The following is a 25,785-nucleotide window of genomic DNA, read 5'->3' as shown; positions in this document are numbered from 1 at the left end:
ATACGTGATACTAACCAATGGCAATATTAAGTAAAGATCAAGCCCAGGCGCTCCTCAAAAAAGCCCTGAGCTATTCCAAAGCCGATGAGTGCGAGGTGAACCTCAGCGGCTATAAGGGCGGCAACATCCGCTACGCCCGCAGCACCGTTTCCACCAGCGGCGAGGAAGAGAACATGTCCCTGGCCGTGGAAGCCCGTTTTGGCAAACGCAGTGGCGTGGCTACCATCAATGAATTTGACGATGCCTCGCTGGAGAAAGTGGTGCGCCGCGCCGAAGAGGTGGCCCGCATTGCCCCCGAAAGCCCTGAGTACGTGCCCATGCTGGGACCGCAGAACTACCTGCCCAGCAACGCGTGGTTCAAATCCACGGCAGACATCAATCCTGAGTACCGCGCCGAGGCCGCCCGCAAAAGCATGGCCCTCGCCGACAGCAAGAAACTGACTTCGGCCGGTTTCTGGGAAGACCGTAGCGGGTTCAACGCCAAGATGAACTCCAAGGGTCTGTTTGCCTATAACCAAAGCTCCGGCGTAGATTTCTCCGTGACCATGCGCACCGAAGACGGTACCGGGTCTGGTTACGTTACTCGCGATGTGAGCGATGTCAGCAGACTGGATACGGCGGCGGCCTCTGAGATTGCCGCGCAGAAAGCCCTGGGTTCTATGAGCGCCAAAGCCATTGAGCCGGGCAAATACACCGTGATTCTGGAGCCTACCGCCGCAGTAGACCTGCTGCAGAACATGTTCCGGAGCATGGACGCGCGTTCCGCCGAGGAAGGTCGTTCTTTCCTGAGCAAAACCGGCGGGGCCACCAAATTAGGCGAGAAGATGTTCGATGCCCGCGTGACCATCACCTCAGACCCTACCAACCCCGAGATTCCTACCTCTACCTGGGCCGGCGACGGCCGTCCGCACGAGAAAGTCACCTGGATTGACAAAGGCGTGGTGAAAAACATGCCGTACTCTCAGTTCTGGGCCCAGAAGAAAGGCGTGAAAGGCCTGCCCATGCCGGGCGGCTTTATCATGGCCGGCGGCAACCAGAGCCTGGAAGACCTGATCAAAGGCACCCAGAAAGGCATTCTGGTAACGCGCTTGTGGTACATCCGGGCCGTAGATCCGCAGACCCTGCTCTACACCGGCCTCACCCGTGACGGAACCTTCTACATTGAGAACGGCAAGATCAAGCACCCCGTGAAGAACTTCCGCTTCAACGAAAGCCCCGTCATCATGCTCAACAACCTGGAAGCTTTAGGAAAGGCGCAACGCATTGGGGGCAACCTGGTGCCGCCCATGAAGATCAGAGACTTCACCTTCACCAGCTTGTCTGACGCGGTGTAGACCTCACCTTAACCCCTCTCCCACGGAGAGGGGCTTTTTTGTTTTCGGGCCGTTTTACATAAAACGGCCTTAAAACGGAGCTATTTTTATAATCACCAAGCACTTACCTGCTTCTTGGCCTTTGCCATATGAAATTACCCGTTCACCTCCGGTCCTTGCTATTCTGTATGCTGATGCTTCCCTTGGCTGGTTATTCGCAGAGAATCGACCCAACTTTTGCTCCTGTTTTGGAACGAAGCGCTGACGTGCACCACCTCACCCGACTTAGTGACGGCAGCCTTTTGGTATCTGGCCTCATTGATGCCGTAGGAAGTACCCAAGCCTACGGTTTAGCAAAGTTAAAGGCCGACGGGAGCCTTGATGCCGGTTTTCAGGCACAGAGCGCTTACTGGAGTTACAGCAACCTTGTCTCAGTAGAGCAAACAGATAAAAAGCTTCTATTAGGTGGGCCCATTGTAGCCTCTGCTGCGAATCAGAACATAGGCATTACCAGGCTGAATGAAGACGGCAGCCCAGATAATTCCTTTACCAGCCCGGTGGCCAATGGCAACGTGAACACCATTCATGTGCAACCAGATGGCAAAATTCTCATTGGGGGCACTTTTGCCTTGAAGACTAACCCTGATCTCAAAAACATAGCCCGCCTTAAAACCGATGGTTCTTTGGATGAAACGTTTCTCCTCACGGCAGGGGCTGAAGGAAACGTGAAGGTGATCAAAGCACAACCCGATGGAAAGTTGATAGTAGCCGGTGATTTCACCTGGTTTGAGAACTCCAGTGGCAACAGAAAAATGGTACGGCTGCAAGCCAACGGTGCGGTGGATTATTCCTTTTCCTGGCAAAACCAGGTGCATGATTTGAACGGCATTGTAGACGTGCTTCCCACCCCGGATAACAAAATCTATTTTGCCACGAAAGCCAAAGTGAACAGTACAGACACGGGCTTCGTGGGTATCGGCTGCCTTACGCAAGACGGGTCTTCCGTCATTTTCAACAACCCCATGACGCAGGGAGGGACTAATGGTGTTACCGGCACCGTGACTACGTTGGCCCTTCAGGAAGGGAAGGTGCTGGCAGGAGGCTTCTTTCTCAGAAGAGCTATGCCGTCCCTGGTCTTTAGATTTACGCAAGATGGTACCTATGATGATACCTTTGTGAGGGTCCAATCCAATGACACGGCGCCGGTAAGAAGCCTTGTGGTACAACCAGACAACAGCATTCTGATAGGCGGCTCTGTCTCTGAAGTGCAAAAGACCTTTAGCAGCGGCCTTTCCAAACTGAACCCGAATGGAACGATAGAAACCTCTTTCGCCCCTGATCTTCGGGCCGAGGCACACATAAGAAAAGTACTGGTTCAGGCAGACTCCAAGGTGATCATTGCCGGAGATTTAGCGTATGTGAACGGCACCTACACAGGTTCCGCCGCCCGTCTTTTACCAGATGGCTCCCTGGATGAGACCTTTGCACTGGGTAATTATATGAGAGGGATAAGTCCGGTTGTAGCCATTCAGGGGAACTACATCATAGTCCCAGATCATCAGGCGGGCACCTTAACGCGGCTGGATTACGGGGGGATGATTGACCCAGCTTTCAACAAGATCAATATCTCCTCCGTCACAGCCCTGGCCACCGCTCCAGACGGCAAAATACTGGTGGCAGGAAATATTAACAACAAACTCATAGCCCGCCTAAACGCCGATGGCTCGTTAGACACCTCCTTTGATCTAAGCCCTGGCATAAACTACCAGGCCCGCTCCCTGGCTGTGCAGGCAGATGGGAAAATACTAGTGGGCAAATGGTCCATGGCTACCCCAACCACCCCGGCAGATTATATGGTAAGGTTGAACAGCAACAGCACCCATGACGCTTCCTTTTCTATCGGGTCAGGCCCTGCGCATGCAACAGGCCCTTATATCTTTACTATGCTGCCAGAGACCAACGGCAGTATGACCGTTGTAGGGCAGTTTACCTCCTTTGATGGCAATAACACCAACGGCTCCATTATCCGCCTGCGGGAAGATGGCACCTACCTGGAGCCGCTTTTTATTCCTGATGCGCAGCTAGGTTCTGCCTATGATCTAGTGAAAGGAAATGACAACTCTTATTTTGCAGCTATCCATAGGGTGAACGGCACCTACAAAGGCCTGATTAAAATCCTCTCGGGCCCTCTTGCTTCCCCAGATGAGAAGACCGCTGTACTGCAGGGTTCAGCCTTCCCTAACCCATTCACAAACCAAATACGCTTCAGTTTAAAGGAGAGCCTTAAAGCCGATGTTCAGGTGAGAGTGCTTTCTTTACAAGGACAAGAACTTTACTCAGAGAAAAGAGTGCAAAGAAGCAATGCAGGGCACTATGATGTTCCAGTAGCATATTTAGGCGCCGGCACCTATCTTTTAGAGGTTACCGCAAATGGAAGAGTAAACACCCAGAGAATTGTTAAGCTAAACCAATAGTCTTGCCCGCTCCGTTCACCTTCGTTCGTTTACAATACCGCTCTGGCAACTGGGACACCGACCAGCGCATGCCCTCCAATCTGCTGCATTCGCTGGTGGAATACACCACCGTGCCCATTGTGGAGCAGGAGAAAGTCATTTCCCTGGAAAGTGCGGAGTTGTTTCGGTACCCATTCTGTTACCTGAGTGGCCACAAACTGGTGCAGTTCAACGCGAAGGAGAAGGCCAACTTTGAACGCTACGTGCAGAACGGCGGCTTCGTGTTCGTGGATGACTGCAACCATGACATTGACGGGCTGTTCGCACGGTCGTTTGAAGAGCAGATGCGCGTCTGTTTCGGGCCGAAGTCCTTGAAGAAGCTCCCCAACAACCACCCGCTGTACAAGTCGTTTTTCAAGTTTGAAGAAGGTCCGCCCACTACGTCCTTTGAGCTCAACGGCTGGGGCGATGACCTGGTCCACGATTACCTCAAAGCCTATGAGGTGAACGGCCGCATTGCCGTGCTCTACAGCAACAAAGATTACGGCTGTGAATGGGACTATGATTTTCGGAACAAACGCTGGCTGGCCGAGGACAACACCAAGTTTGGGGTGAATATCCTGATGTATGCCCTCACCAGTTAAATGGAGCTACGAAATCTCTCCGCACTCGATGTTGGCAATGCGTTTTCTGCCCGTTTTTGAGAAAGTAAGTGAAAACTGCTTTCCTGGAAATTTCAGATTCAGGAGGACGTGCGGAGGCAAGCAGATGCTTGGCCGGTTAACTCATAGAACTACTTTCTGGTTTTAGACCTGTTTTCAGAAAACGGCCCCAAAACGCAGACATATTCAGCAACAATCGCTTACTTACCCTTCAAAGCATTTCCTGATTCTTAGCTTCCGCTCCACGTGACCCCACAAGAAGTAACCCAACTCTTAAGTAAACTGCCCACGCTTCGGCAAGAAATAGGTAAAATCATCGTCGGCCAACAGGAAGTCCTGGATGAGGTCCTGATCACGCTGCTGGCCGGTGGGCACGGCTTGTTGGAAGGGGTGCCGGGCCTCGCCAAGACGCTGTTGGTACGCACATTGGCCAGCGCGGTAGATCTGCCGTTCCGCCGCATCCAGTTCACCCCGGACCTCATGCCTACCGATATTCTGGGCACCGAAGTGCTGGAGGAAGACCATACCACCGGCAAACGCTTCTTCCAGTTCAACGAAGGCCCCATCTTCGCCAGCATTGTGCTCGCCGATGAAATCAACCGGACCCCGCCCAAAACGCAGGCGGCGCTCCTGGAAGCCATGCAGGAGTTTGAGGTGACATACGCCGGAAAAACGTACCCGCTGCCCCGTCCGTTCTTCCTGCTCGCCACCCAGAACCCCATTGAGCAAAGCGGGACGTACCCGCTGCCCGAGGCCCAGCTAGACCGTTTCCTGCTCTACATAAAAATCAAGTACCCCACGGAACTGGAGGAAATCTCCGTCCTGAAAAGTACCACCGGCGGCCAACGCGAGAAAGTGCAGTCTGTTTTGTCCGGCCAAGAGATTCTGACCCTGCAAAGTCTGGTGCGCGAAGTCTCTATTTCCGATGAACTGGTGGCCTACGTAGCCCGGGTAGTCCGCGCCACCCGTCCCGCCGAAAGCCCCGTGCCCTTTGTCCAGGAGTTCGTGCGCTGGGGAGCCGGTCCTCGTGCCGGGCAGGCCCTTATCCTCACCGCCAAAGCCCGCGCGCTGCTGCAAGGCCGCTTCGCAGTCACGCTCCCCGACTTGCAGACCATGGCGTATCCCGTGCTTCGGCACAGAGTGCTCGTGAACTTCTCCGCGGAGGCAGATAACATCTCCACCGATCGAGTGGTGGAGGAATTGCTGAAAGGCGTGGAGTTGCCCAGGGAGGTGTTGCGGTAGAATGAACCTTTGATGGAATAATAATGAGACATCAAGCAATCATCTGCCTTACTGCTATGCTTTTGCTTTCCTGTAGTGGAGAAAAGATGAAATCAGAGGGGGTGGTGAATGAGCAATCAGATGATTCAACGACCCAAACCACCTCGGAGCTTCGCACTCGAAAAAGCATTCTGAAAGAAGATAGCCCCACTGCTTCTACTGCTCCACTTGCTGCAAAAGAGAGCGATACTTTGATCATTGAGAAACCAGCAGCGGTATTTATCTCTCCTAATAGCTCTAGGATTGAAAAGATGAAGGAAGAATATGGAGAGGAAGACTTTTATACCGCCGCAGATGATAATTTATACTATCAGAGTGAAGCCGAAAGCTTTCTTAGAGAGAAGGAGATTGTGGTTATTTACTCTACAGCTAGATATCTGAAATTTATGACAGCCAATGGTAAGCCCCAGTTTGTGGCCACAGCACATCCAGATTCCTCTGCGTGGACTATCTACTTATTTCATCCTAGAAAAGCTCCAAAGTCAATCAGCTCGATTGACATAGAAGCAGAATACGAATCCTATTTCAAATAACAAGCTTTTCCCCCAGAAGAATAATGCCCCACCGCCTGCTCAACCCGCAAACGTTTGCCGCCATCAAAGACCTACGCCTGATTGCGAAGGCCGTGGTAGATGGTTTTCTGTTGGGGCAGAACCAGAGCATCCGGCGGGGAGCGGGCATTGAGTTCGCGCAGTACCGAAGCTACCAGCCCGGCGATGACTTGCGGCAGCTGGACTGGAAGATGTTCGCGCGGTCAGACCGGTACTACATCCGGGAGTCAGAGGTGGACAGCAGCGTGGCGGTGCGGTTTGTGGTGGATGCCAGCGGCTCCATGGCCCATCAAGACGGTAATCTTACCAAGCTGGAGTACGCCCGTTATCTGGTGGCGGCGCTGGCGTACCTGGCCACCCAGCAGGGCGATGCCGTGGGCTTGTTTGTGTTGCAGGAAGACCAGTTGGTGCAGCTCGCGCCGCAGCAGAGCAGCCAGCATTTGCAACGGTTCTTCCACCAGCTGGAGCACGTGAAGCCCAACGGCCACTTTCCCGCGCCCGATCGTTTAACGCCTGTCTTCGCGAAAAAGCGCCAAAAGGAGATTACGGTGCTGGTGACCGATATGTACGAGCAGGCCGCTGAGATATCGGAATCGTTGCGCAAGATAGGGGCCCGGGAGAAGGACACGCTTCTGTTTCATCTGATGGGCAAGAACGAACTGGAGTTCACCTACCAGGGGCAAGTCTCTTTTCAGGATCTGGAGACCGGCCAAACCATTCAGGTCAGCTCAGAGGCTCAGCGGGCCGAGTACCTGGCGCGCCTGCAGGAGTGGCTCCGCCGCCTGGAAACCGACACGCGTAAAAAGCAAATCCACTACGAGCGCTTCCACCTGCATGAGCCGCTGGACAAAGCACTCAGGGCCTTTCTGATGAGCCGGGCAAGACAATAGGGAAGTTCTGAGTCTTGAGTCCAGAGTTCTGAGTTAGGAATGAAGCAGGGCGCTTTGGCCGTGGTTTTCAGAAAAGACCTCAAAAGCAGCTGAGACCTCCATCGATTCAGACACTCGCAGGTCTGCGAGACACGACGAGGTCTTCTCCGGTTATGGGCGTATTGTGTAAGGTAGTTGATAGCTTTTCATCATTTCTGGAGCGAGTCTCCAGACTCGTGACATTGGATGGGGCGAGTCTCCAGACTCGCTAGGAACCACGGGTGAGGCTTGTATTAGGGATTCGCCTTTGCGGTATTCTTCAGTTCTATAAAACTCTTTTTCCCTCCACGATGCATTCCCAGTACTAGAAGAACAGAAGCGCCAATCTGCTGCTTAGTTTTCGCTGCTTTGCAGCGAGGGTAGTCGGAGACTACCCGTCATCCTCCGGTCACGAGTCTGGAGACTCGCGCCAGGGGGAGCGTTTGCATTAGGTTATTGCTGCTGCCTTCCCCTGCCGGGCCGACTGCCCCTCTCTTATGACCTCGCCGTGTCTTCCAGACCTGCGAGCGTCTGCGCCAACAGCAGCTCCGACGCAACTGTTTTTAGCCCCATATTCTAAAACAAGCCAAAAACCAACTGCGCAGTTCTTGTCCTGGAAAAGCCTTAAAATGCTTGCTCCCGCTTCGGGGCTCTTTTTAGAAAAAGAGCCCCGAAGCGGGAGCAAGACAAAGGGAGCGAGAGGCCTATTTCAGTTTGAAGACATCGTCTTTCAGGTTCTTGTTGATTTCCACGCTGTTCACCGTGGTGGAGATTACCTGGCTGCCAATGTGGAGGTCAATCTGGTGCGGGAACTTGATGCCGTTCACCTCGCGGTAATCTCTCAGGTCGGTGGTTTGGTTGGCGGTGCCTACGCTGGTTTGCTCGGTGGCTACCTCGCGTATTTTCAGGCCGGTTTCCTTGTCATAGTAGTGGAACGACTTCTTGCCGCTGGGCAGGGTGAGCTCCAGTTTATACGCGTCGCGGCCTTCTACTTTTTCTATCTGATTCAGGGCCAGTTTCACACCCAGCTGGTCATAGTTCAGGAAGCTGGTCCAGATGTCCAGTTTCTGATCCTGCAGTTCGGCCGGAGACATTTCCTTCATCTGGCCCTGGGAGATAATGGCACCTTTGGAGCCATTGATAGCTACCCGGTTGATCTCGTTTTCGTTGAACTTCACGGTCAGGAGAGACTTATCGGGGCCTTTCTGCTGCACCAGCACGTTCAATTGAGCACCGGGCACTTTCATGGTGCGCTTGATGGTGAGGTCCTTCACTTTCTCCACGTTGGCCTTGCCGCCGATGGCGTTGATGTACGCCGCCAGAACCGTTTGCACGTTCACCCCGGCTGGCAATGACATCATCGGGGCCTCGGTTTTCTCCCCGAACGCCCCGAAATAGGCGATGGGCTGGTTGGCGTTGAACCGTTTCAGTTTATCAGCGATCTCGCGGGCGTTGCCAATGGCTACCAGATGTGCTTTCTCGGGTTGCAGGTACTGCTGGGCTACGCGCTGGATGTCAGCGGGCGTCACGGCGGCTACGTTCTTCAGGTAGTTGGCGTAATAGTCCGGCGGCAGGTTGTAGCGGGCAGTGTTGATCGCGAACATGGCCACGGTCAGCGGGTTCTCCAAAGACCGGGCAAACGACCCGATGATCATGTTCTTCACTTTCTGCAGCTCCTCGGTGGGTACGGGTTCTTTGCGCAGGCGGTCCATCTCGTACATGATCTGGGTGAAAGCGCTATCCGTTACGGTATTGCGTACGCTGGCGAACGCACTGAAACGTCCGGAAAGGCGATCGGTGGTCAGCGAGGAGTTGGAGCCGTAGGTATAGGCGCGTTTCTCGCGCAGGTTGGCGTCTAAGCGGGCGAAAGAGCCGCCCAGGATGTTGTTCATCAGGCTGGCGGCAATGGCGTCTGGGCTGCCGGGCTTCAGGTCTACCGCATACGTCACCGAGATGTTGGACTGCACCGAGTTGGGACGGTCCACAATGGCTACTTGGTTGGCGTTCAAGGCGGCCGGTAGCGGGTAAGAGCTTTGTTTTACATCGGCTTTCTTCCATTTGCCAAAGTATTCTTTCACCAGCTTCTTCGCGTCTTTGGCCGTAATGTCACCCACAATGGCCAGGTACCCGATGTTGGGTCTGAAGTACGTAGAATAATAGTTCTGCACATCGGCTAAGGAAATGTTCTCCACCGTTTTCTCGGTAATGACCTCGCCGTACGGGTGGTTTTTGCCGTAGAGCAGCGCCTGTTGCACGTTCCGCTCTATGGTAGCCGGATCATCTTTAGACGAGGCCAGGTTGGAGGCCATCTGCTTTTTGAACTTGTCCAGCTCCTCCTGGGTGAATTTTGGGCGAAGGGCCACATCGGCGGTCAACTCCAGCAGTTTGGGGAAATGCTTTTTCAGGCCGGAGGCCGAGAAACCGGTGGAAGACGTGTTCAGAGAAGCGCCAATAAAGTCAATCTGCTCGTCTAGCTGGTCTTTGGTACGGGTGGCGGTACCGGTGCGCATGAGGTAACCGGCGGCCCCGGTCAACCCGGCTTTGTCGCCTTCCAGCAACGGCGCGCGGTCCAGCACCAGGCTCATGGCCACGGTAGGCAGGTTGTGGTTTTCCACCACATATACTTTCAGGCCATTGGAGAGCGTGAACGACTCGTGTTTGCCGATAGAAATAGCTGGGGCCGGACCCGCGGGCGGCGGCGTTTGCTTGGTGGTTTGGGCCGTGCTGCCAAACGTGACCGCCAGCGCCAGAAAGAAAATGGAAATATATTTTTTCATGGAAATGAGTGAATAAGGGAAAGTGACCACGGCTTATCTGGCTTGCGATGCCCTGGGCAGGTAATGCAGCACGGCGCGGTTCTCTTTGGTGAAGTATTTCTTGGCAACCCGGGTCAGGTCATCTTTGGTCACGGCCAGCATCTTGTCCAGTTCGGTGTTGATGAGGTTGGTGTTGCCGTACAGGGCGTGGTACGAGGCCAGCTTCTCGGTGCGGCCTTCCAGCGTGGAGATGCCGTTGATGTAGTCGGTTTCCATCTGGTTGCGAAGCTTCTGGAACTCCTGGTCAGAGATGGTCTCGTTCTTCACGCGCTCGATCTCCGCATCCATGGCGCGTTCTAGGTCATGGACATCCACCCCCTGGTTTGCGATGCCCAGGTTGATGAACAGCCCCGGGTCTTCCAGTGACAGCGGAATAGACGCCACGGTCACCGCTTTCTGCTGTTTGTCTACCAAGGCTTTGTTCAAACGGGAGCTCGGACCGCCAGATAACAGAGTCGTGAGCATGTTGATGGCATAGGCATCCTCGGAGCGTTGCGCCGGAATGTGGTACGCCTGCACTACCGCCGGCAACTGAATGTTGTCAAACACCACCTTGCGGCCTTCCTCCACCTGCGGGGGCTCCACTACGGTTGGGCGCGGAATAGCTCCTGTGCCTTTGGGAATGGCCGCGAAATACTGCTCTACCCACGCCTTGGTCTGGGCGATGTCCAGGTCGCCGGCAATGGTTAAGGTCGCGTTGTTAGGCACGTAGAAAGTCTTGTAGAACTGCTCAAACTCCCTGGCCGATGCCCGGTCAATGTACTGCGCCGAGCCGATGGGCACCCAGCGGTACGGGTGCACCGCGTACGCCGTCGCGAAGGTGTTTTCCAGCAACGAGCCGTACGGCTGGTTGTCAATGCGCTGCTTCTTTTCTTCTTTCACCACCTGGCGCTGCGTCTCAATACCCTGCTGGTCAATTTTGGCCGCCCGCAGACGATCGGCTTCCATCCAGAGGCCCAGGGCCAGTTGGTTGGACGGCAGAATCTGGTAGTAGTAGGTGCGGTCAAAAGAGGTGTTGGCATTCACGGCGCCGCCCGCACTCTGAATCATGTTGATGTACTTGCCGCGCTCTACGTTCTCTGAGCCCTCAAACATTAAATGCTCAAAGAAATGCGCGAAACCGGTGCGGTCAGCGTTCTCGTTCTTGGAGCCCACGTGGTACAGCATGGTCACGGCCACGGTTGGCGTGGTTTTGTCCTGGTGCAGAATCACGTGCAACCCGTTGGGCAGGTCGTACTCCGTGAACTCAATTTTGTTGCTCTGCGCACTCGCCGTCAGGCTGGCACCCAGTAGCAGGATACTCAAAATCTTACGTTTCATTCAAAAAGCGTTAAAAAATAAAAAGGGTCGTTTGTAAGGTATGGCGCGTTTTAGGGCTGTTTTCCGGAAAACGTCCTTAAAAATAAGGCAATTTTTTCACAAACTGTTCCATCTGCCTGACGGCCTTCTGGATAGTTCGTCTTTTTTTGCGATCATCTTTAAACCACGGCACCGTATTTGCCTCTAATCTGTAAACCCACTAAGTAAAACCATAGTATGAAAACCCTGCAAAAAATTACCAAGCTGGCTTTCCTGTTTGTAGCCCTGTTCGCCGGAACATCAGCGTTTGCCCAGCAAACTCAAGGTCCTCAAGGCCAGGGCCGCGCCCGGCTTTCGTCAGAAGAGCGGGCCATGATGCAACTACAGCGCTATGAGAAACAACTGGAACTCACGCCTGAGCAAAGCACCAAAATCAAAGCCATCGTACTGGCCTCGGCGCAGGACATGGAGAAGTTGCGCGCTGCCGGCAGACGTCCTGACCGGGCCGCCATGCAAGCCGAAGCCCAGAAACGGGCTCTGGAAATCAATGCGCTGTTAACTCCCGCCCAGCAGGAGAAATTTGCCAAGATAGTAGCCGAGCAACTGGAAAGAGGCCAGGGCGGTGGTGGCCAAGGCGGTCCGCGCCGCATCAAAAGCCCCGGCGACTTATAATCCATTCAATTTATTGCAAGCACGAAAGCCGGAGTAACCCTCCGGCTTTTTTGTGTCTATAGGGGTGCGTTTGGTAGGGGCAATCCCTTGTGGTTGCCCTATCCCGGGAAGCTCGCAGCCTTGCTTGTTGAGTAGAGCAACGGCTACTCTCTGAATGTCCCCCTTTGAAGGGGGTAGGGGGATGACCAGGCCGTTGAAGAACCAGCATCGCTCTGGCATAACGGAGGGCAGCCACAAGGGATTGCCCCTGCATGATTCTGGTGCCTGAAAGGTCGGCTGTTGTGCGTTGTCATCAGGCGACGCCACTCCCGGCAAGCCGATGTCCTGATGGACGGGTATCACTCCGCTTTGGGCCTCTTTTCCGGAAAACAGGCTTAAAACAGAATGATCCTCCTCGGCTTGCCTTTGCCTGAGGAAGAAACTATCTTCCCCCAAAGATTCCACCGCTGCCCGCTGCCTCTATGAAATGGATCAAAGCCATTCTCGCCGTTTTCCTGACTGTTTTACTCATCTACGGGCTAAACCGCACGTACGGCGTGGTGCCCGCTTTGGGGCCATTCCTGAGCCCGTACGAAGGGTTCTGGCGCAGCGGTTCTGATGATGATTTTGCCTCCGAGGAACTCACGATGGAAGGCTTGAAAGCGACGGTGCAGGTCCGGTTTGACTCCTTGCGGGTGCCGCACATCTTCGCGCAAAACGACCATGACCTCTACTACGCCCAGGGCTACCTCACGGCCAAAGACCGGCTGTGGCAGATGGAGTTCATGACCCATGCGGCCGCCGGCCGATTGTCGGAAATCATAGGCGACCGTGCCCTGGAGATGGACCGGTACCAGCGCCGGATGGGAATGGTGACCGCTGCCAAAAAATCTCTGGCCCAGATGCAGGCCGATCCGCAGACGCGGGCCGTGCTGGAGGCGTATTCGGCGGGGGTGAACGCCTACATAGCGCAGCTCTCGGCGCACGAGTATCCGTTTGAATACAAGCTGCTGCATTACGCCCCGGAGCCCTGGAGTCCGCTCAAAATTGCGCTGCTGCTCAAGATGCTCGCCTATGACATGACCGGGTATTCAGATGACCTGCGCATGACCAACAACCTCCGCAAGTACGGCGCAGACATCGTCCAGGACCTGTTCCCGGAGTACCCGTTTCAGGAGGAGCCTATTGTTCCGGTAGGCACCCGGCCTAGCTTTAAACCGTTGCCTATTCCGCCTACGCCCGCAGAGTTCATGGCCGGCGTGGCGTTCCATACGCTAGAGCGGCAGAAACCCGAGAACCTGGGCAGTAACAACTGGGCCGTCACGGGCGCGCGTACCGCCAACGGTTACCCGCTGCTGGCCTCAGACCCGCATTTGAACTTAAGTCTGCCCTCTATCTGGCACGTGGTACAACTGCACGCCCCCGGCATCAACAGCTACGGGGTGATTATTCCGGGCGCGCCGGGCGTGGGCATCGGGTTCAACGAGCACATTGCCTGGGGCATGACCAACGTAGGCGCCGATGTGCTGGACTGGTACGAGATCAAATTCAAAGACGCGAAACGGCAGCAGTACTGGCATGATAACCAATGGAAGCCGGTGCGCCGCGTGGTGGAGAACATCAGTGTAAAAGGCGGGCCGGATATCGCTGACACCGTGTTGTACACCCACCACGGACCAGTAGCGTATTTGCCCCACGAGAAAGCGTTCCGGAGCGGCAACACGCCTACCGGGCACGCCGTCCGCTGGATTGCCCATGAAGCGCAGAACGAGCTGAAAACGCTGCTCCTGGTCAACCGGGCCAAAACGTACCCTGAGTTCAGGCAGGCATTGACGACCTGGGCGGCCCCGGCCTTCAACTTCGTCTACGCCGATTCGCAGAACATCGCCATTGTCTCCAACGGCCTGTACCCGCTCAAGTGGCCCGGGCAAGGCAAGTTCCTGCTGGATGGCTCTAACCCCGCGCACGATTGGCAGGGCTGGGTACCCATGGACCAGGTGCCGCAGGTGGTCAATCCCAAACGGGGCTTCGTGAGCTCGGCTAACCAGACTCCGGTGAGCCCCAAAGATTACCCGTATTACCTGGGCTCCAGTTTTGCCGGTTACGAGCGGAGCGCCCGCATCAACCAGCGCCTCTCGGCCATGACCCAGGCCACGCCTGATTCTTTCCGGCTGATGCAAACGGACACCTACAGCTTTGTTCCTCGCAACGTGCTGCCTACTCTGCTGAAACTGGTGAAACAGGATTCCCTCACCGGTACCCAACGCAAGGCGTATCAGCTTCTGGCGAGTTGGGATTATCGCTTTGAACCCGATAAAATAGCGCCCTCGCTTTTTGAGGAATGGTTTCAAGCCCTGGCCCGCGCCATCTGGAGCGATGACTTCCCCGCCGATACCTTCAAAGCGCCCGCCCGGGATAGAACGGTGCAGATGATCCAACAGGTGCCCCGAAGCCGGTGGTACGATGACGCAACTACCCCGCAGAAAGAAACCCTGGCCGATCTGGTCAACCGCACCTTCAAAGCGGTCACCGATAGTCTGGGCGTGGGCGGCGAGGAGTGGCTGTGGGGCAACGCCCGTAACTCACATATCCGGCACATGGCGCAGCTGCCGGGTTCCGGGCAGCAACTGCACGCGGGCGGAAGCGCCAATTCCATCAATGCCCTCAATGGCAGCCACGGCCCTTCCTGGCGGATGGTGGTGCAGATGGGGCCGCAGTTGCAGGCCTGGGGCGTGTACCCCGGCGGGCAGAGCGGCAACCCCGGCAGCCGCTTCTATGACAACCTGCTCAACGATTGGCAAGGCGGAAAACTCCACCCCTTGCTGTTCCTGCGCGCTCCGAACGATAGACCAGCTGCCACCTCCGTTACCTGGACCTTAAAGAAAAACTAACCATGCTCTTCCTCCTCATCTTTCTCCTCAGCCTGTTGGTTCAGTTCTTTTTGCCGTGGTGGAGCATTGCCCTTGTGTGCTTCGGGTTGGCGTTCTGGAAGGCGCAGTACGGCGGGCAGGCGTTTCTCTCGGGTTTCCTGGCCATCGGGCTCACGTGGCTGGGCGCGGCGCTGTTCTGGCACCTCGTCACCGATGGTCTTCTGAGCAACCGCGTAGCCGCCATGCTCACCGTCAACTCCCCCTGGATTCTGATGGCCGCCACCGTGCTCATCGGCGGAATTGTGGGAGGCGTGAGCGCCCTGTCTGGGTACCTGATCCGGCGGCTGTGGGTGTGATGCGTTTTAGGGTTGTTTTTTTGAAAACGGGGCCAAAACAAGTAGGAGCGTGGAACAGAAGCCTGCTCTCTTTCTATCGTGGTGTGTTGGTTCGTTCTCGCTTTTAATGGAAGTAAACCTGTTTTATGGAGATCGCATTTCTACTAATAGCACTGGTGGTAATAGTCTGTTGCCTGCTTACCATTACGTTCTTGCTGGGCTACCTACTAAAAAGGGTTAAATCAAGAGCAAGGAATGCCGCTGTCTCGTTTCTCGTAGCAGTAGTAGCGCTAAGCTCATTTCTGCTTATTGAAGAGCTGTTTTTCTCCTATAACACTGAAGACAAAGAAGAAGTATTAGTTGCCCATAGAGAAGCACCCATTGGAGGTATCTTGCTGAAGCTTTATGCTGATAGAACCTTTGAATTAGGTGGCTTCAGAAAAGTGGAAACTACAGGGACGTTTGAAGTAAAACAAGACACCTTGTTTATTACTTCAACCAATAACCCCAAGGTGAGCAACCAGTTTAATAGTAGATCTTTTCTAATCAAGGAAAATCACTTAGAGGAAACAACTGATACAGGGATTGGAATCTTAGCAATACACAAGAACAGTCTAAAATAAAGGAAAGCTCTCCGGTACGACACCCATAATAAGTTTAAGTGGTGCTTAAGCTCCTTATGTTGTAAACGCCGATCAGATCTGTCTTTCAAAGGATTACTGCGTTTGACCCTTCTTCTCTACCTTCACCCAAATCAACGGGCTCTCAACCTGATTCACTGCTTTGATCTTCCTGGCCGTTCTCCTCAGAATCCTTTCCAACCCGGTAGCGAATGTTTTTCAAAAGCAATTAGCCGCCGCCGGAAGCCATCCGCTGATCATCAATTTTATGGCCTACTTCCTGCTGAGCATCGTGTGCGGGGTGCCGGCCGTTTGGGTGGACTGGTGGGCGTTGCCGGTGGAGTTCTGGCTGTACTCAGGGGTGGTGGGCGTGTTGGGAGCGTTGGGCAACGGGTTTCTGGTACGGGCGCTGCAAGCGGGTGACCTCTCGGTGCTGGGGCCTATCAACGCCTACAAATCGGTGATTGGGTTACTGGCTGGCATGGTGCTGTTGCAGGAGTTTCCTACGCACTGGGGCGTGGCGGGCATGGGGCTCATTGTGGGCGGCAGCTACTTTGTGCTAGACACCACCGATGAAAAATTCTCCTGGCGGCTTTTAAAACAGCCGGGTATTCAGTTCCGGATTTGGGCCATGGTGCTGGCGGCTATTGAGGCGGTCTTCATCAAGAATACCATCCTGTATTCCTCGCCCATGATCTCGTTCATCAGCTGGTGTTGGTTTGGGGCTTTCTTTTCGGCATTCATCACGTTTGCTTACCCGGTTAACCGCCAATTTTTCAGAAACGAGTTCAAATCTGCCAAGCTTTGGAAGTACTTGTTTCTGGTCCTCTGCATCGGCCTGATGCAGTTCACCACCAATTACACCTTTGAGCACCTGCCGGTGGGATACGCCCTGGCTTTGTTTCAGCTTTCTACCTTGGTGAGCATTGGGCTGGGCTACCGGTTTTTCCAGGAGACCAACATCCTTAAGAAACTGCTGGGCGCCGTGATCATGCTGGCCGGTTCTGTGATGATTATCTTGCTGAAATAAGTCCTGAGTCTGTAGTCCTGAGTCTTTTTGCTACATTGACATATTCCTCGTTTGTCTTGACGTTTTTGCCCTATTTCCCGAAAACAGGCTCAAAACGCCTGCTCTCTCCTTAACTCAGAACTCAAGACTCAGAACTATTTCAAAATTTATTTTGAAACTGCTGTAATGACTTCCTCTCGCCGTCGTCTCTGTTATTGAATGGACTTACAAGAGTTTAAAACCAAGGTACTCCCGGCCAAGCAGAAGCTGTACAGAATGGCGCTGTTCCTGTTGCAGAACAAGGAAGAGGCCGAGGATATCTTGCAGGATGTTTTCCTGAAACTCTGGTCCAACAAACACAAGCTCCACGCCTACGCCAGCATTGAGGCCTTCGCCATGAGCATCACCAAAAACCTGTGCCTGGATAAACTCAAAAGCCGCAAGCACAAGCACATGGTAGATGTGGTGGGCATGGAGCTGGACTCTGCGGAGGCGAACCCGTACCAGCGCTACGAACTCACCGACCAGGTGAATAAGGTGCAGGAACTCGTGAAACTCCTACCCGAGCAGCAACGCCTGATCCTGCACCTCCGCGATGTGGAAGGGTACGGCTACGAGGAGATAGAGCAAGTCACGGGCGTGAAGGTCAATGCCATTCGGGTGGCGCTTTCCAGAGCCCGGAAAAGTGTGCGTGACGGACTTTTAAAGATGGAAAACTATGCAGTTTGAACAGATAGAAACCTTACTGGAGAAGTACTACAACGGGGACACGTCCTTAGAGGAAGAAGACCAGCTGAGAGACTTCTTCCGGCAGACCAAGCTGTTGCCAGACACCCTCAAAGCGCACGCCGCGCAGTTCCAGTTCTATAGGCAGGAGCAGGAGGTGCAACTAGACAAGTTTTTAGCCGATGACTGGCTGTTTGAGAAGATCGAGCAACCGGCATTGACGGCTGATAAAGTTGCCTCAAAGGCGGAGAACAGCTTCTTCAGGACCTATGTCTGGCAGATTGCCGCCAGCATCAGTTTACTCATCATCGCGTTCTGGACCGGGAATTACTTCAAAGAGACAGCCAATGTTCCCGGCAGCACTGCTCCGGCGGTGGCTTTGCAGCAGAAAGCTCCGGAAACCAATCCGCAGCAGGTGGAACCCTACGCTCCGGCAGAGAATCCAGAGAATACGGCAACGGGCACGGTTACTCCAGAGCCAGTAGAAGAAAACTTTGTTGCTTCCAGAAGAGAACCGGTAAAACACGTGTTGACGGCCCATGCAACAGTGAGAAGTGCCTCGGCGAGTGACCGGCTGCAACTGGTGACCCAGAACCTGAAAACCGAAGGACTCACGCCCCAGGAAAGCAAGAAAGTCATCAAACTGCTGGTAAAGACCATGAACCAAGACGGTAACCTGAATGTGCGGCTGGCCGCCTGCGAGGCCCTGTATCAGTTCAAAGACCACAAAGAAGTCCGGAAGGCGTTCATCCAGGCTCTGGGCACCCAGACCGAGCCGCTCATGCAACTCACCCTCATTGAGATGGTGGTGAAACTGAAAGAGGCCGCCGCGGTGTCACAGTTGGAGATGCTCATGCACAAAGAAGACTTATTGCCAATTGTCAAATACAAAGCACAAGAGGGTCTTGGCACCCTTATCTAGCCACGCATATACTGCTACTTTTATGAAAAAACCATTTGTACTGGCATGGGCCCTGCTCATGCTCACCGGGAACTGCCTTGTCGCAGAAAAAGCAACCGCCGCAGATAGTCCGTCCACTTCTACCGTAACGCCACAGGCGACCCCGCAGGAAAATAACCTGCGCACCTACAAAGTGAAGCTGGGCAACGGCAAAGACGCGCGCGTGCAACTCTCCATGTTCAAGAGCAACGTCAAGATCATTGGCCACTCCGGCGATGAGGTGATCATTGAAACCAAGGACTACAGCGCGCCACCTAAACGGGCCGAAGGCCTGAAACCGCTTTACAACCAGGTAGAGGACAATACCAATATGGGCCTGTCGGTGACCAAAAAAGACAACGTCCTCTCCATCACCAAAGCGTCGCGGGCCGATATCGATTACGTCATCCGGATTCCCAAAAACGCCGCCGTGGTGTACAAAGAAACCAATTGGGAGGGAAGCGACATCTCCATTGCTGATCTGGAGGGCGAGATTGAACTGAAGCTGAATAACTCCGAGGCCACCTTAACCAACGTCTCCGGGCCGGTCATCGCCAACAACACCAGCGGCTCCATCAAGGTCATTTTCTCCTCGCTGAACCAGAGCAAACCCAGCGCTATTTCCACCGTGAGCGGGGACATAGACATCACCTTGCCCGCCAAAGACAAGGCCAACTTCAAACTGAACTCCATGCAGGGCGAAATCTACACCGACTTTGACATTGAGCTGCAGCGCAAAAAGGACGATGATCAGGAATTAGCCTTGGTGGGCGGTGGCGGCAACATCGCCGGCAAAGTCAACGGCGGCGGGGTGCAAATGAGCATCCAGACCATCTCCAGCGACATCTTCATCCGGAAAAAGAAATAACCTCTCAGGCATCTAAAATCCACTCCTTATGAAAAATTTACTAGTGTTGGCCCTGCTCTTGCTGGGCATAGGGAACCTCCATGCCCAGAAAAAAATGGTGGAGAAAACCCTGGCGGTGCCCGCCTCCAAAAAAGTGCACCTGAACCTGAAGTTCGGGGACGAGGTGAAAGTGACCGCCTGGGACAAAAAGGACGCCTACGTGAAAGTGACGTACGAGATCAACGGCGGCCAACTGAACCAGGCCCTGCAACTCACCTTTGACCCCGGCCAAGACCAGCTCAACGTCACCGCCGATCTGAACGAGGAACTCCTGAAGAACAGCACCTACGAAGGCGATTGCCCCGATGGCGCGACCACTACCTTCGGGAATTACGTCAACGGGAAGAAGAAAAACGGCGTGTGCACCCGCATTGACTACGAGATCTTCCTGCCCCGCGAGACCAACCTCACCCTAGAAACCATCAACGGCAACCTGGAACTCCGCGGCCTCAGCGGCACCGTGAACGCCAAATCCATCAGCGGTTTCGTGGACATGGACTGGCCCACCCAGCAAGGCGCCACCGTCGCCCTGAAAACCATCACGGGTGAAGTCTACTCTGATCTTCCCATTGACCTGGCCGGCAAAAAGCAGCAAGCGCCCATGGTGGGGTACCAGCTCAAAGGCAACGTCAACAACGGCGGCCCCGCCGTCAGACTGGAAACCATCAGCAACAACATCTACTTCCGGAAGAAGAAGTAACGTTTTGGGGCCGTTTTCCCGAAAATAGGCCCAAAACGGACTTACTCTAAAGAATACTTCCAGCGGCAGATTGTCTTTTTTGAAGCAAATAGGAGAAGGATTGTTCTCCCGGATCGCATCTGTAGGGGCAATTCCTTGTGGTTGCCCTATCCCAGGCGGGAAACTTGCAATCCGGTTGGTTGGATAGAACAACGGCTATTCTCTCAATGTTCCTCCCAAGAGGCAGGCGTGTTAAGTTCTAAAACCATAGCTGGTTCAAGTTTTCAACTTGGACCTAACATGAGCTGAAGTTTGCAACTTCAGTGAGCCGAGAGGCTCAACATGTGCAGTAATGGCAATGCCTTCTAAAAGGAATTGAACATTGAAATAGAACTCAATGTCCCCTTTGAAGGGGGTAGGGGGATGACGAAGTCCATTGAAGAAGCAGCAACGCGCTTGCACCGCAGAGGGCAACCACAAGGGATTGTCCCTACAATTGATAGAACGCCAAGCCGTTGCGCCATCCGCCTAAGCCAACCTGTTTTAAGGTCGTTTTCTGCAAAGTAGCCCTAAACCATTCTGCTGATTACCGTGCCGCTCACCTCCGTCTGCTTTCCCTCGGGCGAGATTAAATTGATTCTATATCCTGGGTGCCCACTCAGAGCACCGCCCTTCTCCATCCTTTATTTTATTCCATCTTTTATGAAAAAAAGAGCCCTCTTTTTGCTGGGATTCCTATGCCTGTATTTTTCCGGATGGGCGCAAAATAACGCGTCGAAAACGACCGAAGCCTCGGGGAAAGGCGCGGGGAAGATTACTGGTACGGTGCTGGATTCTGTTTCGGGGAAGCCGGTGGCGTTTGCCACAGTAGCCTTGGCGCAAATGGGCGGTAATCCATCCAAAGACGGAACCTTAACCGATGACCAGGGCCGGTTCACGTTTTCCCCAATCCCGGTGGGCGAGTATCAGGTGACGGTCAGCTTTATCGGGTATCAGACCAAAAATATCCGGCCGGTAAAGGTGATCGCCGGAGAGCCGGAGGTGAAGATCGGAAGGGTGACGCTGAGTCCGGCCGAGAACAAACTGAAGGAGGTGACCGTGGTGGGGCAGAAGCCGTTGGTGGAAGACAAAATAGACCGCCTGGTGTACAACGCCGATCAGGACATCACCAACGTGGGCGGCAACGCCTCTGATGTGCTCAGGAAAGTGCCCTCACTCTCCGTAGACGTGGACGGCAACGTGCAGCTGCGCGGCTCCTCTAACGTGCGGGTGCTCATTAACAATAAGGCTTCCACCATGCTGGCCACCAACCTCGCCGATGCCCTCAGACAGATTCCCTCTGACCAGATCAAGAGCGTGGAGGTGATCACCAGCCCCTCGGCCAAGTATGATGCGGAGGGCTCCGCGGGCATCATCAACATCATCACCAAACGGAACAGCCTGCCCGGCCTGACCGGAAGCATCGGGGCCACGGCGGGCACCCAGAACAGCAGCGTGTTCAGCAACCTCAGCATGCAGCGGGGCAAAATGGGCGTGACCCTGAATTTGAACGGTTTCCGGTATTCGGTGCCCAAAGGGTACGGCCTGTACCGGGTGGAGCACGCGGAGGGCGAAGACGTGATTACCCGCCAAACCGGCGACGGGCGGGTGCACGGTGGCGGCGCTTCGGCGGAGCTGGGCCTCACCTATGACCCCGATTCCCTGAACCTGTTCTCCGTGGGGCTCAAAATGAATACGGGCCGGTACCAGGGCAGCAGCGCGCAGGAAACCACCACTACCCAGCCGGGGCCTTTCCCCTACATCCGGAACGCCAGCAAATTCCAGTTCATTCCGCTGGGCGCGGATGTGAACCTGGAGTACACGCACGTGTACAAACCGCAGCAGGAACTGACGCTGTTGGGGCAATTCAGCCAGTCTGACCATGAAAACTTCGTGCACCAGGACCGTTTCACCCGGCAAGACCAGCTCTTTTACCTGCAGCGGAACACCAACCAGAACAGCAACCGCGAAATTACCTTCCAAGCCGATTATGGACATCCGTTCAAAAACAAAGCCACGCTGGAGGTAGGAGCCAAGGCCATCCTTCGCCGCGCCAACAGCGATGCCCAATATGACATCACCTATCCGCTGGAGGACCGGGCAGCACCCGAGGAAAACACGTTCCACTACCGGCAGGATGTGGTGGCGGGTTACCTGTTTTACGGCGTCACGCTGGGCAAGAAAAACACCCTGAAAACCGGCCTCCGGTGGGAGCAGACCCAGCTGAAAGGCGATTTCACCAGCACCCAGACCTTTCTGAACGAGACCTACCATCACCTCATACCCAGCCTGGTGCTGTCCAGAACCCTGAAGGAGAACCATACCCTTAAATTCAGCTACACCCAGCGCCTCCAGCGGCCCCACATTTTCCTGCTGAACCCCTACCGCGACAACCGCGACCCCAAAAGCATTTTCTTCGGGAACCCCGCGCTGGACCCTGAGCTGACCCACCTGTACGAAGCTGGTTACAGCACCTTCTTCAAGACTAGTTCCCTCAGCGCGGCCCTGTACCTCCAGCAGGTGGATAACGCCATCCAGCTGGTGACGCTGGGCCTTGAGGACGGCGTGTCGCAGAATACCTATGAGAATGCCGGCAAGCTGTTGAGCTACGGCGTTAACGTGTCTGGCGCCACCAAGCCGGTGCCAGCGGTAAGCCTGAACGGCAACGCAAACGTGTACTACAACCGCTTGAGCGGCCTGGGTACCGAGAACACCGGCTGGCAATACAACCTGAACGTGACAACCGGTTATGAACTGGGCAAAGGCCTGACGGCGCAATTCTCCGGAGGCTTCAACTCGGCGCGGGTGACGTTGCAGGGCAAGGCGTACGCGTGGCAGTACTACAACTTCGCGGTGAAGAAAGCGCTTTTTGAGAAAAGGGGAAGCCTGACACTGGGCGTGAACAACCCCTTCACCAAATCCATCAACTACGGGTCTGAGACAAGAACCGAAGCGTTCACGCAAGTGAGTGAGAACCGCAACTTCAACCGATCCGTGCGGCTCAGTTTTGATTTCAAGTTTGGGCAGCAGAACGCCAGCAAAACGCCGCGCAAGCAGAAATCCATCCGGAACGATGACATGAAAGAAGGCGAATAATCATCTGGCAGGGCCGATGTTTTACGGGCAGTTTTCGGAAAAGAGGTCATAAACGGCTTCCGGCATGGGTTCTTTCTGGCGTGTTTTTCCCAAATTGCCCTTTCAACCTAACCGCTCTCCTGCCCATGCGCTTCGCTCTCACCAACGGCACCATCTACTCCGGCTACACTACCGCCCAAGGCTATGCGGTACTGGTAGCAGACGGCAAAATCCTGGACCTTGTTCCCGTGGATGAACTTCCCGCGGATGTTCCGCTGGTGGATGCCCAGGGCGGCATCATCTGCCCCGGCTTCGTGGATTTGCAGGTGAACGGCGGCGGCGGCGTGTATTTCACCCAATACCCTACGGTGGAGAGCCTGCACACCATCCGGGACGCGCACCTGCAGTTTGGCACCACCAGCTTTCTGCCCACGGTGATCTCGGCGTTTCAGGACCGGATTCTGGTAACCATAACCGCCGTGCGAGCCGCTATGCAACAGCAACCCAACACGTTTCTGGGCATGCACCTGGAAGGACCGTACTTCAACCCCGGCAAGCCAGGCGCCCATGATACCGCCTGCATCCGGACGGCCACGCACGAGGAGTTGGAGGTGCTGCTGGAGGCGGGCAAAGACGTGATCACCTACCTGACCCTGGCCCCGGAATGCCTGGAGGAAAGCGTGCTGCAACGGCTAGCCGAAAGCGGCATCGTGCTCTCGGCGGGGCACAGTCTGGCCACGTATGACCAAGCCCTGCACTTCTTCCGGAACGGCATCACGGCGGTGACCCACCTCTACAACGCCATGAGCGGCATAGACACCAAACAACCGGGTCTGGCGGCGGCCACCCTGGATTACGGCCAGGCCTGGACCGGCATCATCGTGGATGGGGAGCACTGCCATCCGTATGCCGTGCGTCTGGCCAAGAAAATGCTGGGCGAAAAACTGCTGCTCGTCTCAGACTGCGCCGCCTGCGTGGGCTCGGACATCCCCTTCACCGATTTCGGGAACTTCAAGGCCTACTACCGCAACGGCCGCTGCGAAACCGAAGACGGTCGGTTGGCCGGTTCTGCCCTGACCATGTTGCAGGCGGTGCAGAACACCGTGAACATGGTAGGGCTGGAGCTGGACGAAGCGATCCGAATGGCCACCTTGTATCCGGCGCAGGTCCTGCAACTGGAGCACCAGGTAGGGCAATTGGTGCCGGGTGCCGCCGCCAACATTGTAGTACTTGACCAGGCACTGGCGTTGCAACGGGTGTGGGTAGAAGGAGCAGAGGTAGTTCTGGCGAAAAAGTAACGGCTGCTTTGGGGCTGTTTTGGTGAAAACGGCCCCAAAGCGGAAAAGTCCTGCGGACAGTGGCCGAGGCATACTAAATATTCAGGAAATCAGTTATACAGAAGCGTCTGATGTTTCTGGGGTAACCCGCTATTTCCTGTTCTGGCATGAAGGTCTTCTTGCATTACTATAAAACGCTTCATGCCTTCAACCTGCCGTTCTCGTTGTTTGTGAGCGCGCTCATCTACTCGCTGGAAAGAGACCGGGCGGTCTTCTTTGCCTGCTTTTTCTTTTCCTTCGTCTTCCTGGGGTTAGTTCTTGCCTTCTATTTCTTTTGGCTGCGTTCTCGTGAGCAGTACTATTTCTACCATAACCGGGGCTGGTCTAAGCGGGCGTTACTTGGTACTTGTTTTCTGGTGAACGCTGCTTTTTATATCCTCTATCTTTTCTGCAAACCCCTACTCTATGGCACCTGATACTCTGGAGGCAGACAGCATCATTTACCGCATTGGTGACCGAAACCTGCTCAAGAACATTTACCTCAAGTGCCAGGTGGGCGAGGTGGTGGGATTGTTAGGCCGGAACGGCTCTGGGAAATCTACCTTGCTGAAAATCATCTTCGGCACGCTGGAGACCGAAAACAAGAGCATCAGAATCAATGGCAAGCGGTGCCAGCGCCCTTTTACCCAGCACCTCATCAGCTATCTGCCGCAGGAGAGCTTTCTGCCCCGTTCCTTGAAAGTGCGGCAGCTTATTTCTTTGTTTTTGCCTTCCAGAGAGAAACAGGAGGCGCTGAAGGAACATGCCAGAATTCAGCCGCTGCTTTCCAAAACCGTCCATCAGCTTTCGGGCGGACAGTTACGTTACCTGGAGGTGGCGCTGCTGCTCCACCTGGACACCCCGTTTCTGCTGCTGGATGAACCTTTCTCCGGCATTGAGCCGCTGCTGAAAGAACATATGCAGGAACTCATACTGGCCCACAAAGAAACCAAAGGCATTCTGGTGACAGACCACAATTACCGCCACATCATTGACGTGAGTGACCGGCTGATACTCCTCACCGAGGGCACTTGCCGACCCATTCACCACCTGCAGGAACTGGAAGATTGGGAGTACGTGCCCGCCGGAATCTTCTCCTGATCAGCGATTTCTTTCCTACTGTTTTAAGCCCGTTTTTAGAGAAATGGCCCCAACGTAGAACGTCAGGTTCCATAGCCTTCCGTTAGAATGCGGTGCTTACTCAAGGATGATGCGTTGGGAAGCACTTAAAGGGCAAGAGTTCTTTCATTAACCGGGCGAAGGGCGCATGCACCGGCTCGTAGAGCGCCAGAAACGCGTGCTGCCTGGCGGTATGTTCTTGGGGTTGGGACATAA

21 protein-coding genes are annotated in these 25,785 nt (G+C 54.7%); 19 read left to right on the top strand and 2 right to left on the bottom strand.

Translation table 11 applies throughout. The annotated features are described in order from the left end of the window. Positions 1 to 17 precede the first annotated feature (17 nt). From H7U12_RS13640 to H7U12_RS13615, 6 genes are all read left to right on the top strand, one after another. Positions 18 to 1,334: a TldD/PmbA family protein gene (locus H7U12_RS13640; protein ID WP_186638834.1), complete on the top strand. Its 1,317-nt coding sequence runs from the start codon at positions 18 to 20 to the stop codon at positions 1,332 to 1,334. 227 nt (positions 1,335 to 1,561) lie between these two features. Further along, positions 1,562 to 3,787, top strand: a complete 2,226-nt coding sequence (locus H7U12_RS13635; protein WP_186638832.1) for a T9SS type A sorting domain-containing protein — start codon at positions 1,562 to 1,564, stop codon at positions 3,785 to 3,787. A 2-nt stretch (positions 3,788 to 3,789) separates the two neighbouring features. Then, positions 3,790 to 4,410, top strand: a complete 621-nt coding sequence (locus tag H7U12_RS13630; RefSeq protein ID WP_186638830.1) for a DUF4159 domain-containing protein — start codon at positions 3,790 to 3,792, stop codon at positions 4,408 to 4,410. 264 nt (positions 4,411 to 4,674) lie between these two features. Next, the gene (locus tag H7U12_RS13625) at positions 4,675 to 5,670 is read left to right on the top strand and encodes an AAA family ATPase (protein WP_186638828.1); all 996 of its coding nucleotides are present in this window, start codon (positions 4,675 to 4,677) and stop codon (positions 5,668 to 5,670) included. Between the two features lie 23 nt (positions 5,671 to 5,693). Next, positions 5,694 to 6,242, top strand: a complete 549-nt coding sequence (locus H7U12_RS13620) for a hypothetical protein (RefSeq protein WP_186638825.1) — start codon at positions 5,694 to 5,696, stop codon at positions 6,240 to 6,242. Between the two features lie 23 nt (positions 6,243 to 6,265). Next, complete coding sequence (locus H7U12_RS13615) at positions 6,266 to 7,150, top strand: DUF58 domain-containing protein (protein WP_186638823.1); 885 nt, start codon at positions 6,266 to 6,268, stop codon at positions 7,148 to 7,150. Between the two features lie 722 nt (positions 7,151 to 7,872). On the opposite strand, the gene H7U12_RS13610 is transcribed toward H7U12_RS13615, so the two are convergent. Beyond that, complete coding sequence (locus H7U12_RS13610) at positions 7,873 to 9,945, bottom strand: insulinase family protein (protein WP_186638821.1); 2,073 nt, start codon at positions 9,943 to 9,945, stop codon at positions 7,873 to 7,875. Positions 9,946 to 9,978: 33 nt separating this feature from the next. Beyond that, positions 9,979 to 11,304 (bottom strand): M16 family metallopeptidase, encoded by a 1,326-nt coding sequence (locus tag H7U12_RS13605; protein WP_186638819.1) that lies wholly within the window; start codon positions 11,302 to 11,304, stop codon positions 9,979 to 9,981. A gap of 216 nt (positions 11,305 to 11,520) precedes the next feature. On the opposite strand from H7U12_RS13605, the gene H7U12_RS13600 reads away from it, so the two are divergent. From H7U12_RS13600 to H7U12_RS13540, 13 genes are all read left to right on the top strand, one after another. Beyond that, positions 11,521 to 11,955 carry a hypothetical protein gene (locus H7U12_RS13600; RefSeq protein ID WP_186638817.1) on the top strand — a complete coding sequence of 145 codons (435 nt, stop codon included), beginning with the start codon at positions 11,521 to 11,523 and terminating at the stop codon, positions 11,953 to 11,955. Between the two features lie 461 nt (positions 11,956 to 12,416). After that, complete coding sequence (locus H7U12_RS13595) at positions 12,417 to 14,825, top strand: penicillin acylase family protein (protein WP_186638814.1); 2,409 nt, start codon at positions 12,417 to 12,419, stop codon at positions 14,823 to 14,825. A gap of 2 nt (positions 14,826 to 14,827) precedes the next feature. Then, positions 14,828 to 15,160, top strand: coding sequence for a hypothetical protein (locus H7U12_RS13590; RefSeq protein WP_186638812.1), 333 nt, complete (start codon positions 14,828 to 14,830; stop codon positions 15,158 to 15,160). Between the two features lie 125 nt (positions 15,161 to 15,285). Beyond that, positions 15,286 to 15,762: a hypothetical protein gene (locus H7U12_RS13585; protein WP_186638810.1), complete on the top strand. Its 477-nt coding sequence runs from the start codon at positions 15,286 to 15,288 to the stop codon at positions 15,760 to 15,762. Between the two features lie 160 nt (positions 15,763 to 15,922). Further along, entirely contained in the window at positions 15,923 to 16,789 is an 867-nt protein-coding gene (locus H7U12_RS13580; RefSeq protein WP_186638808.1) for an EamA family transporter, read from the top strand. Positions 16,790 to 16,987: 198 nt separating this feature from the next. Beyond that, positions 16,988 to 17,497 (top strand): RNA polymerase sigma factor, encoded by a 510-nt coding sequence (locus H7U12_RS13575; RefSeq protein WP_186638806.1) that lies wholly within the window; start codon positions 16,988 to 16,990, stop codon positions 17,495 to 17,497. Then, entirely contained in the window at positions 17,487 to 18,416 is a 930-nt protein-coding gene (locus H7U12_RS13570; RefSeq protein ID WP_186638804.1) for a HEAT repeat domain-containing protein, read from the top strand. Before H7U12_RS13575 ends, H7U12_RS13570 begins: the two co-directional genes overlap by 11 nt. 22 nt (positions 18,417 to 18,438) lie before the next feature. Further along, positions 18,439 to 19,302: a DUF4097 family beta strand repeat-containing protein gene (locus H7U12_RS13565; protein ID WP_241749354.1), complete on the top strand. Its 864-nt coding sequence runs from the start codon at positions 18,439 to 18,441 to the stop codon at positions 19,300 to 19,302. Positions 19,303 to 19,330: 28 nt separating this feature from the next. After that, positions 19,331 to 20,041, top strand: coding sequence for a DUF4097 family beta strand repeat-containing protein (locus tag H7U12_RS13560; RefSeq protein ID WP_186638802.1), 711 nt, complete (start codon positions 19,331 to 19,333; stop codon positions 20,039 to 20,041). A gap of 681 nt (positions 20,042 to 20,722) precedes the next feature. Continuing rightward, positions 20,723 to 23,155 (top strand): TonB-dependent receptor domain-containing protein, encoded by a 2,433-nt coding sequence (locus tag H7U12_RS13555; protein WP_186638800.1) that lies wholly within the window; start codon positions 20,723 to 20,725, stop codon positions 23,153 to 23,155. 125 nt (positions 23,156 to 23,280) lie between these two features. Further along, the gene (gene nagA / locus H7U12_RS13550) at positions 23,281 to 24,432 is read left to right on the top strand and encodes an N-acetylglucosamine-6-phosphate deacetylase (protein WP_186638798.1); all 1,152 of its coding nucleotides are present in this window, start codon (positions 23,281 to 23,283) and stop codon (positions 24,430 to 24,432) included. A gap of 146 nt (positions 24,433 to 24,578) precedes the next feature. Then, positions 24,579 to 24,887: a hypothetical protein gene (locus tag H7U12_RS13545; RefSeq protein ID WP_186638796.1), complete on the top strand. Its 309-nt coding sequence runs from the start codon at positions 24,579 to 24,581 to the stop codon at positions 24,885 to 24,887. Continuing rightward, positions 24,877 to 25,551 (top strand): ATP-binding cassette domain-containing protein, encoded by a 675-nt coding sequence (locus H7U12_RS13540; RefSeq protein WP_186638794.1) that lies wholly within the window; start codon positions 24,877 to 24,879, stop codon positions 25,549 to 25,551. The genes H7U12_RS13545 and H7U12_RS13540 overlap by 11 nt, the downstream gene beginning before the upstream one ends. The last annotated feature ends 234 nt before the right edge of the window (positions 25,552 to 25,785 follow it).

The organism is Rufibacter sediminis, from assembly GCF_014269285.1.
GTDB lineage: Bacteria > Bacteroidota > Bacteroidia > Cytophagales > Hymenobacteraceae > Nibribacter > Nibribacter sediminis.
Note: the sequence above shows the minus strand (reverse complement) of the source record. Positions and strands in the feature narration are given on the sequence as shown.

What these genes read in the sequence shown, in the direction of transcription:
- H7U12_RS13585 (WP_186638810.1), top strand. Translation starts at nt 15,286, where the DNA reads ATGGAGATCGCATTTCTACTAATAGCACTGGTGGTAATAGTCTGTTGC.
- H7U12_RS13615 (WP_186638823.1), top strand. Translation starts at nt 6,266, where the DNA reads ATGCCCCACCGCCTGCTCAACCCGCAAACGTTTGCCGCCATCAAAGAC.
- H7U12_RS13575 (WP_186638806.1), top strand. Translation starts at nt 16,988, where the DNA reads ATGGACTTACAAGAGTTTAAAACCAAGGTACTCCCGGCCAAGCAGAAG.
- H7U12_RS13605 (WP_186638819.1), bottom strand. Translation starts at nt 11,304, where the DNA reads ATGAAACGTAAGATTTTGAGTATCCTGCTACTGGGTGCCAGCCTGACG.
- H7U12_RS13595 (WP_186638814.1), top strand. Translation starts at nt 12,417, where the DNA reads ATGAAATGGATCAAAGCCATTCTCGCCGTTTTCCTGACTGTTTTACTC.
- H7U12_RS13540 (WP_186638794.1), top strand. Translation starts at nt 24,877, where the DNA reads ATGGCACCTGATACTCTGGAGGCAGACAGCATCATTTACCGCATTGGT.
- H7U12_RS13640 (WP_186638834.1), top strand. Translation starts at nt 18, where the DNA reads ATGGCAATATTAAGTAAAGATCAAGCCCAGGCGCTCCTCAAAAAAGCC.
- H7U12_RS13600 (WP_186638817.1), top strand. Translation starts at nt 11,521, where the DNA reads ATGAAAACCCTGCAAAAAATTACCAAGCTGGCTTTCCTGTTTGTAGCC.
- H7U12_RS13570 (WP_186638804.1), top strand. Translation starts at nt 17,487, where the DNA reads ATGCAGTTTGAACAGATAGAAACCTTACTGGAGAAGTACTACAACGGG.
- H7U12_RS13610 (WP_186638821.1), bottom strand. Translation starts at nt 9,945, where the DNA reads ATGAAAAAATATATTTCCATTTTCTTTCTGGCGCTGGCGGTCACGTTT.
- H7U12_RS13545 (WP_186638796.1), top strand. Translation starts at nt 24,579, where the DNA reads ATGAAGGTCTTCTTGCATTACTATAAAACGCTTCATGCCTTCAACCTG.
- H7U12_RS13590 (WP_186638812.1), top strand. Translation starts at nt 14,828, where the DNA reads ATGCTCTTCCTCCTCATCTTTCTCCTCAGCCTGTTGGTTCAGTTCTTT.
- H7U12_RS13555 (WP_186638800.1), top strand. Translation starts at nt 20,723, where the DNA reads ATGAAAAAAAGAGCCCTCTTTTTGCTGGGATTCCTATGCCTGTATTTT.
- H7U12_RS13565 (WP_241749354.1), top strand. Translation starts at nt 18,439, where the DNA reads ATGAAAAAACCATTTGTACTGGCATGGGCCCTGCTCATGCTCACCGGG.
- H7U12_RS13620 (WP_186638825.1), top strand. Translation starts at nt 5,694, where the DNA reads ATGAGACATCAAGCAATCATCTGCCTTACTGCTATGCTTTTGCTTTCC.
- H7U12_RS13560 (WP_186638802.1), top strand. Translation starts at nt 19,331, where the DNA reads ATGAAAAATTTACTAGTGTTGGCCCTGCTCTTGCTGGGCATAGGGAAC.
- nagA (WP_186638798.1), top strand. Translation starts at nt 23,281, where the DNA reads ATGCGCTTCGCTCTCACCAACGGCACCATCTACTCCGGCTACACTACC.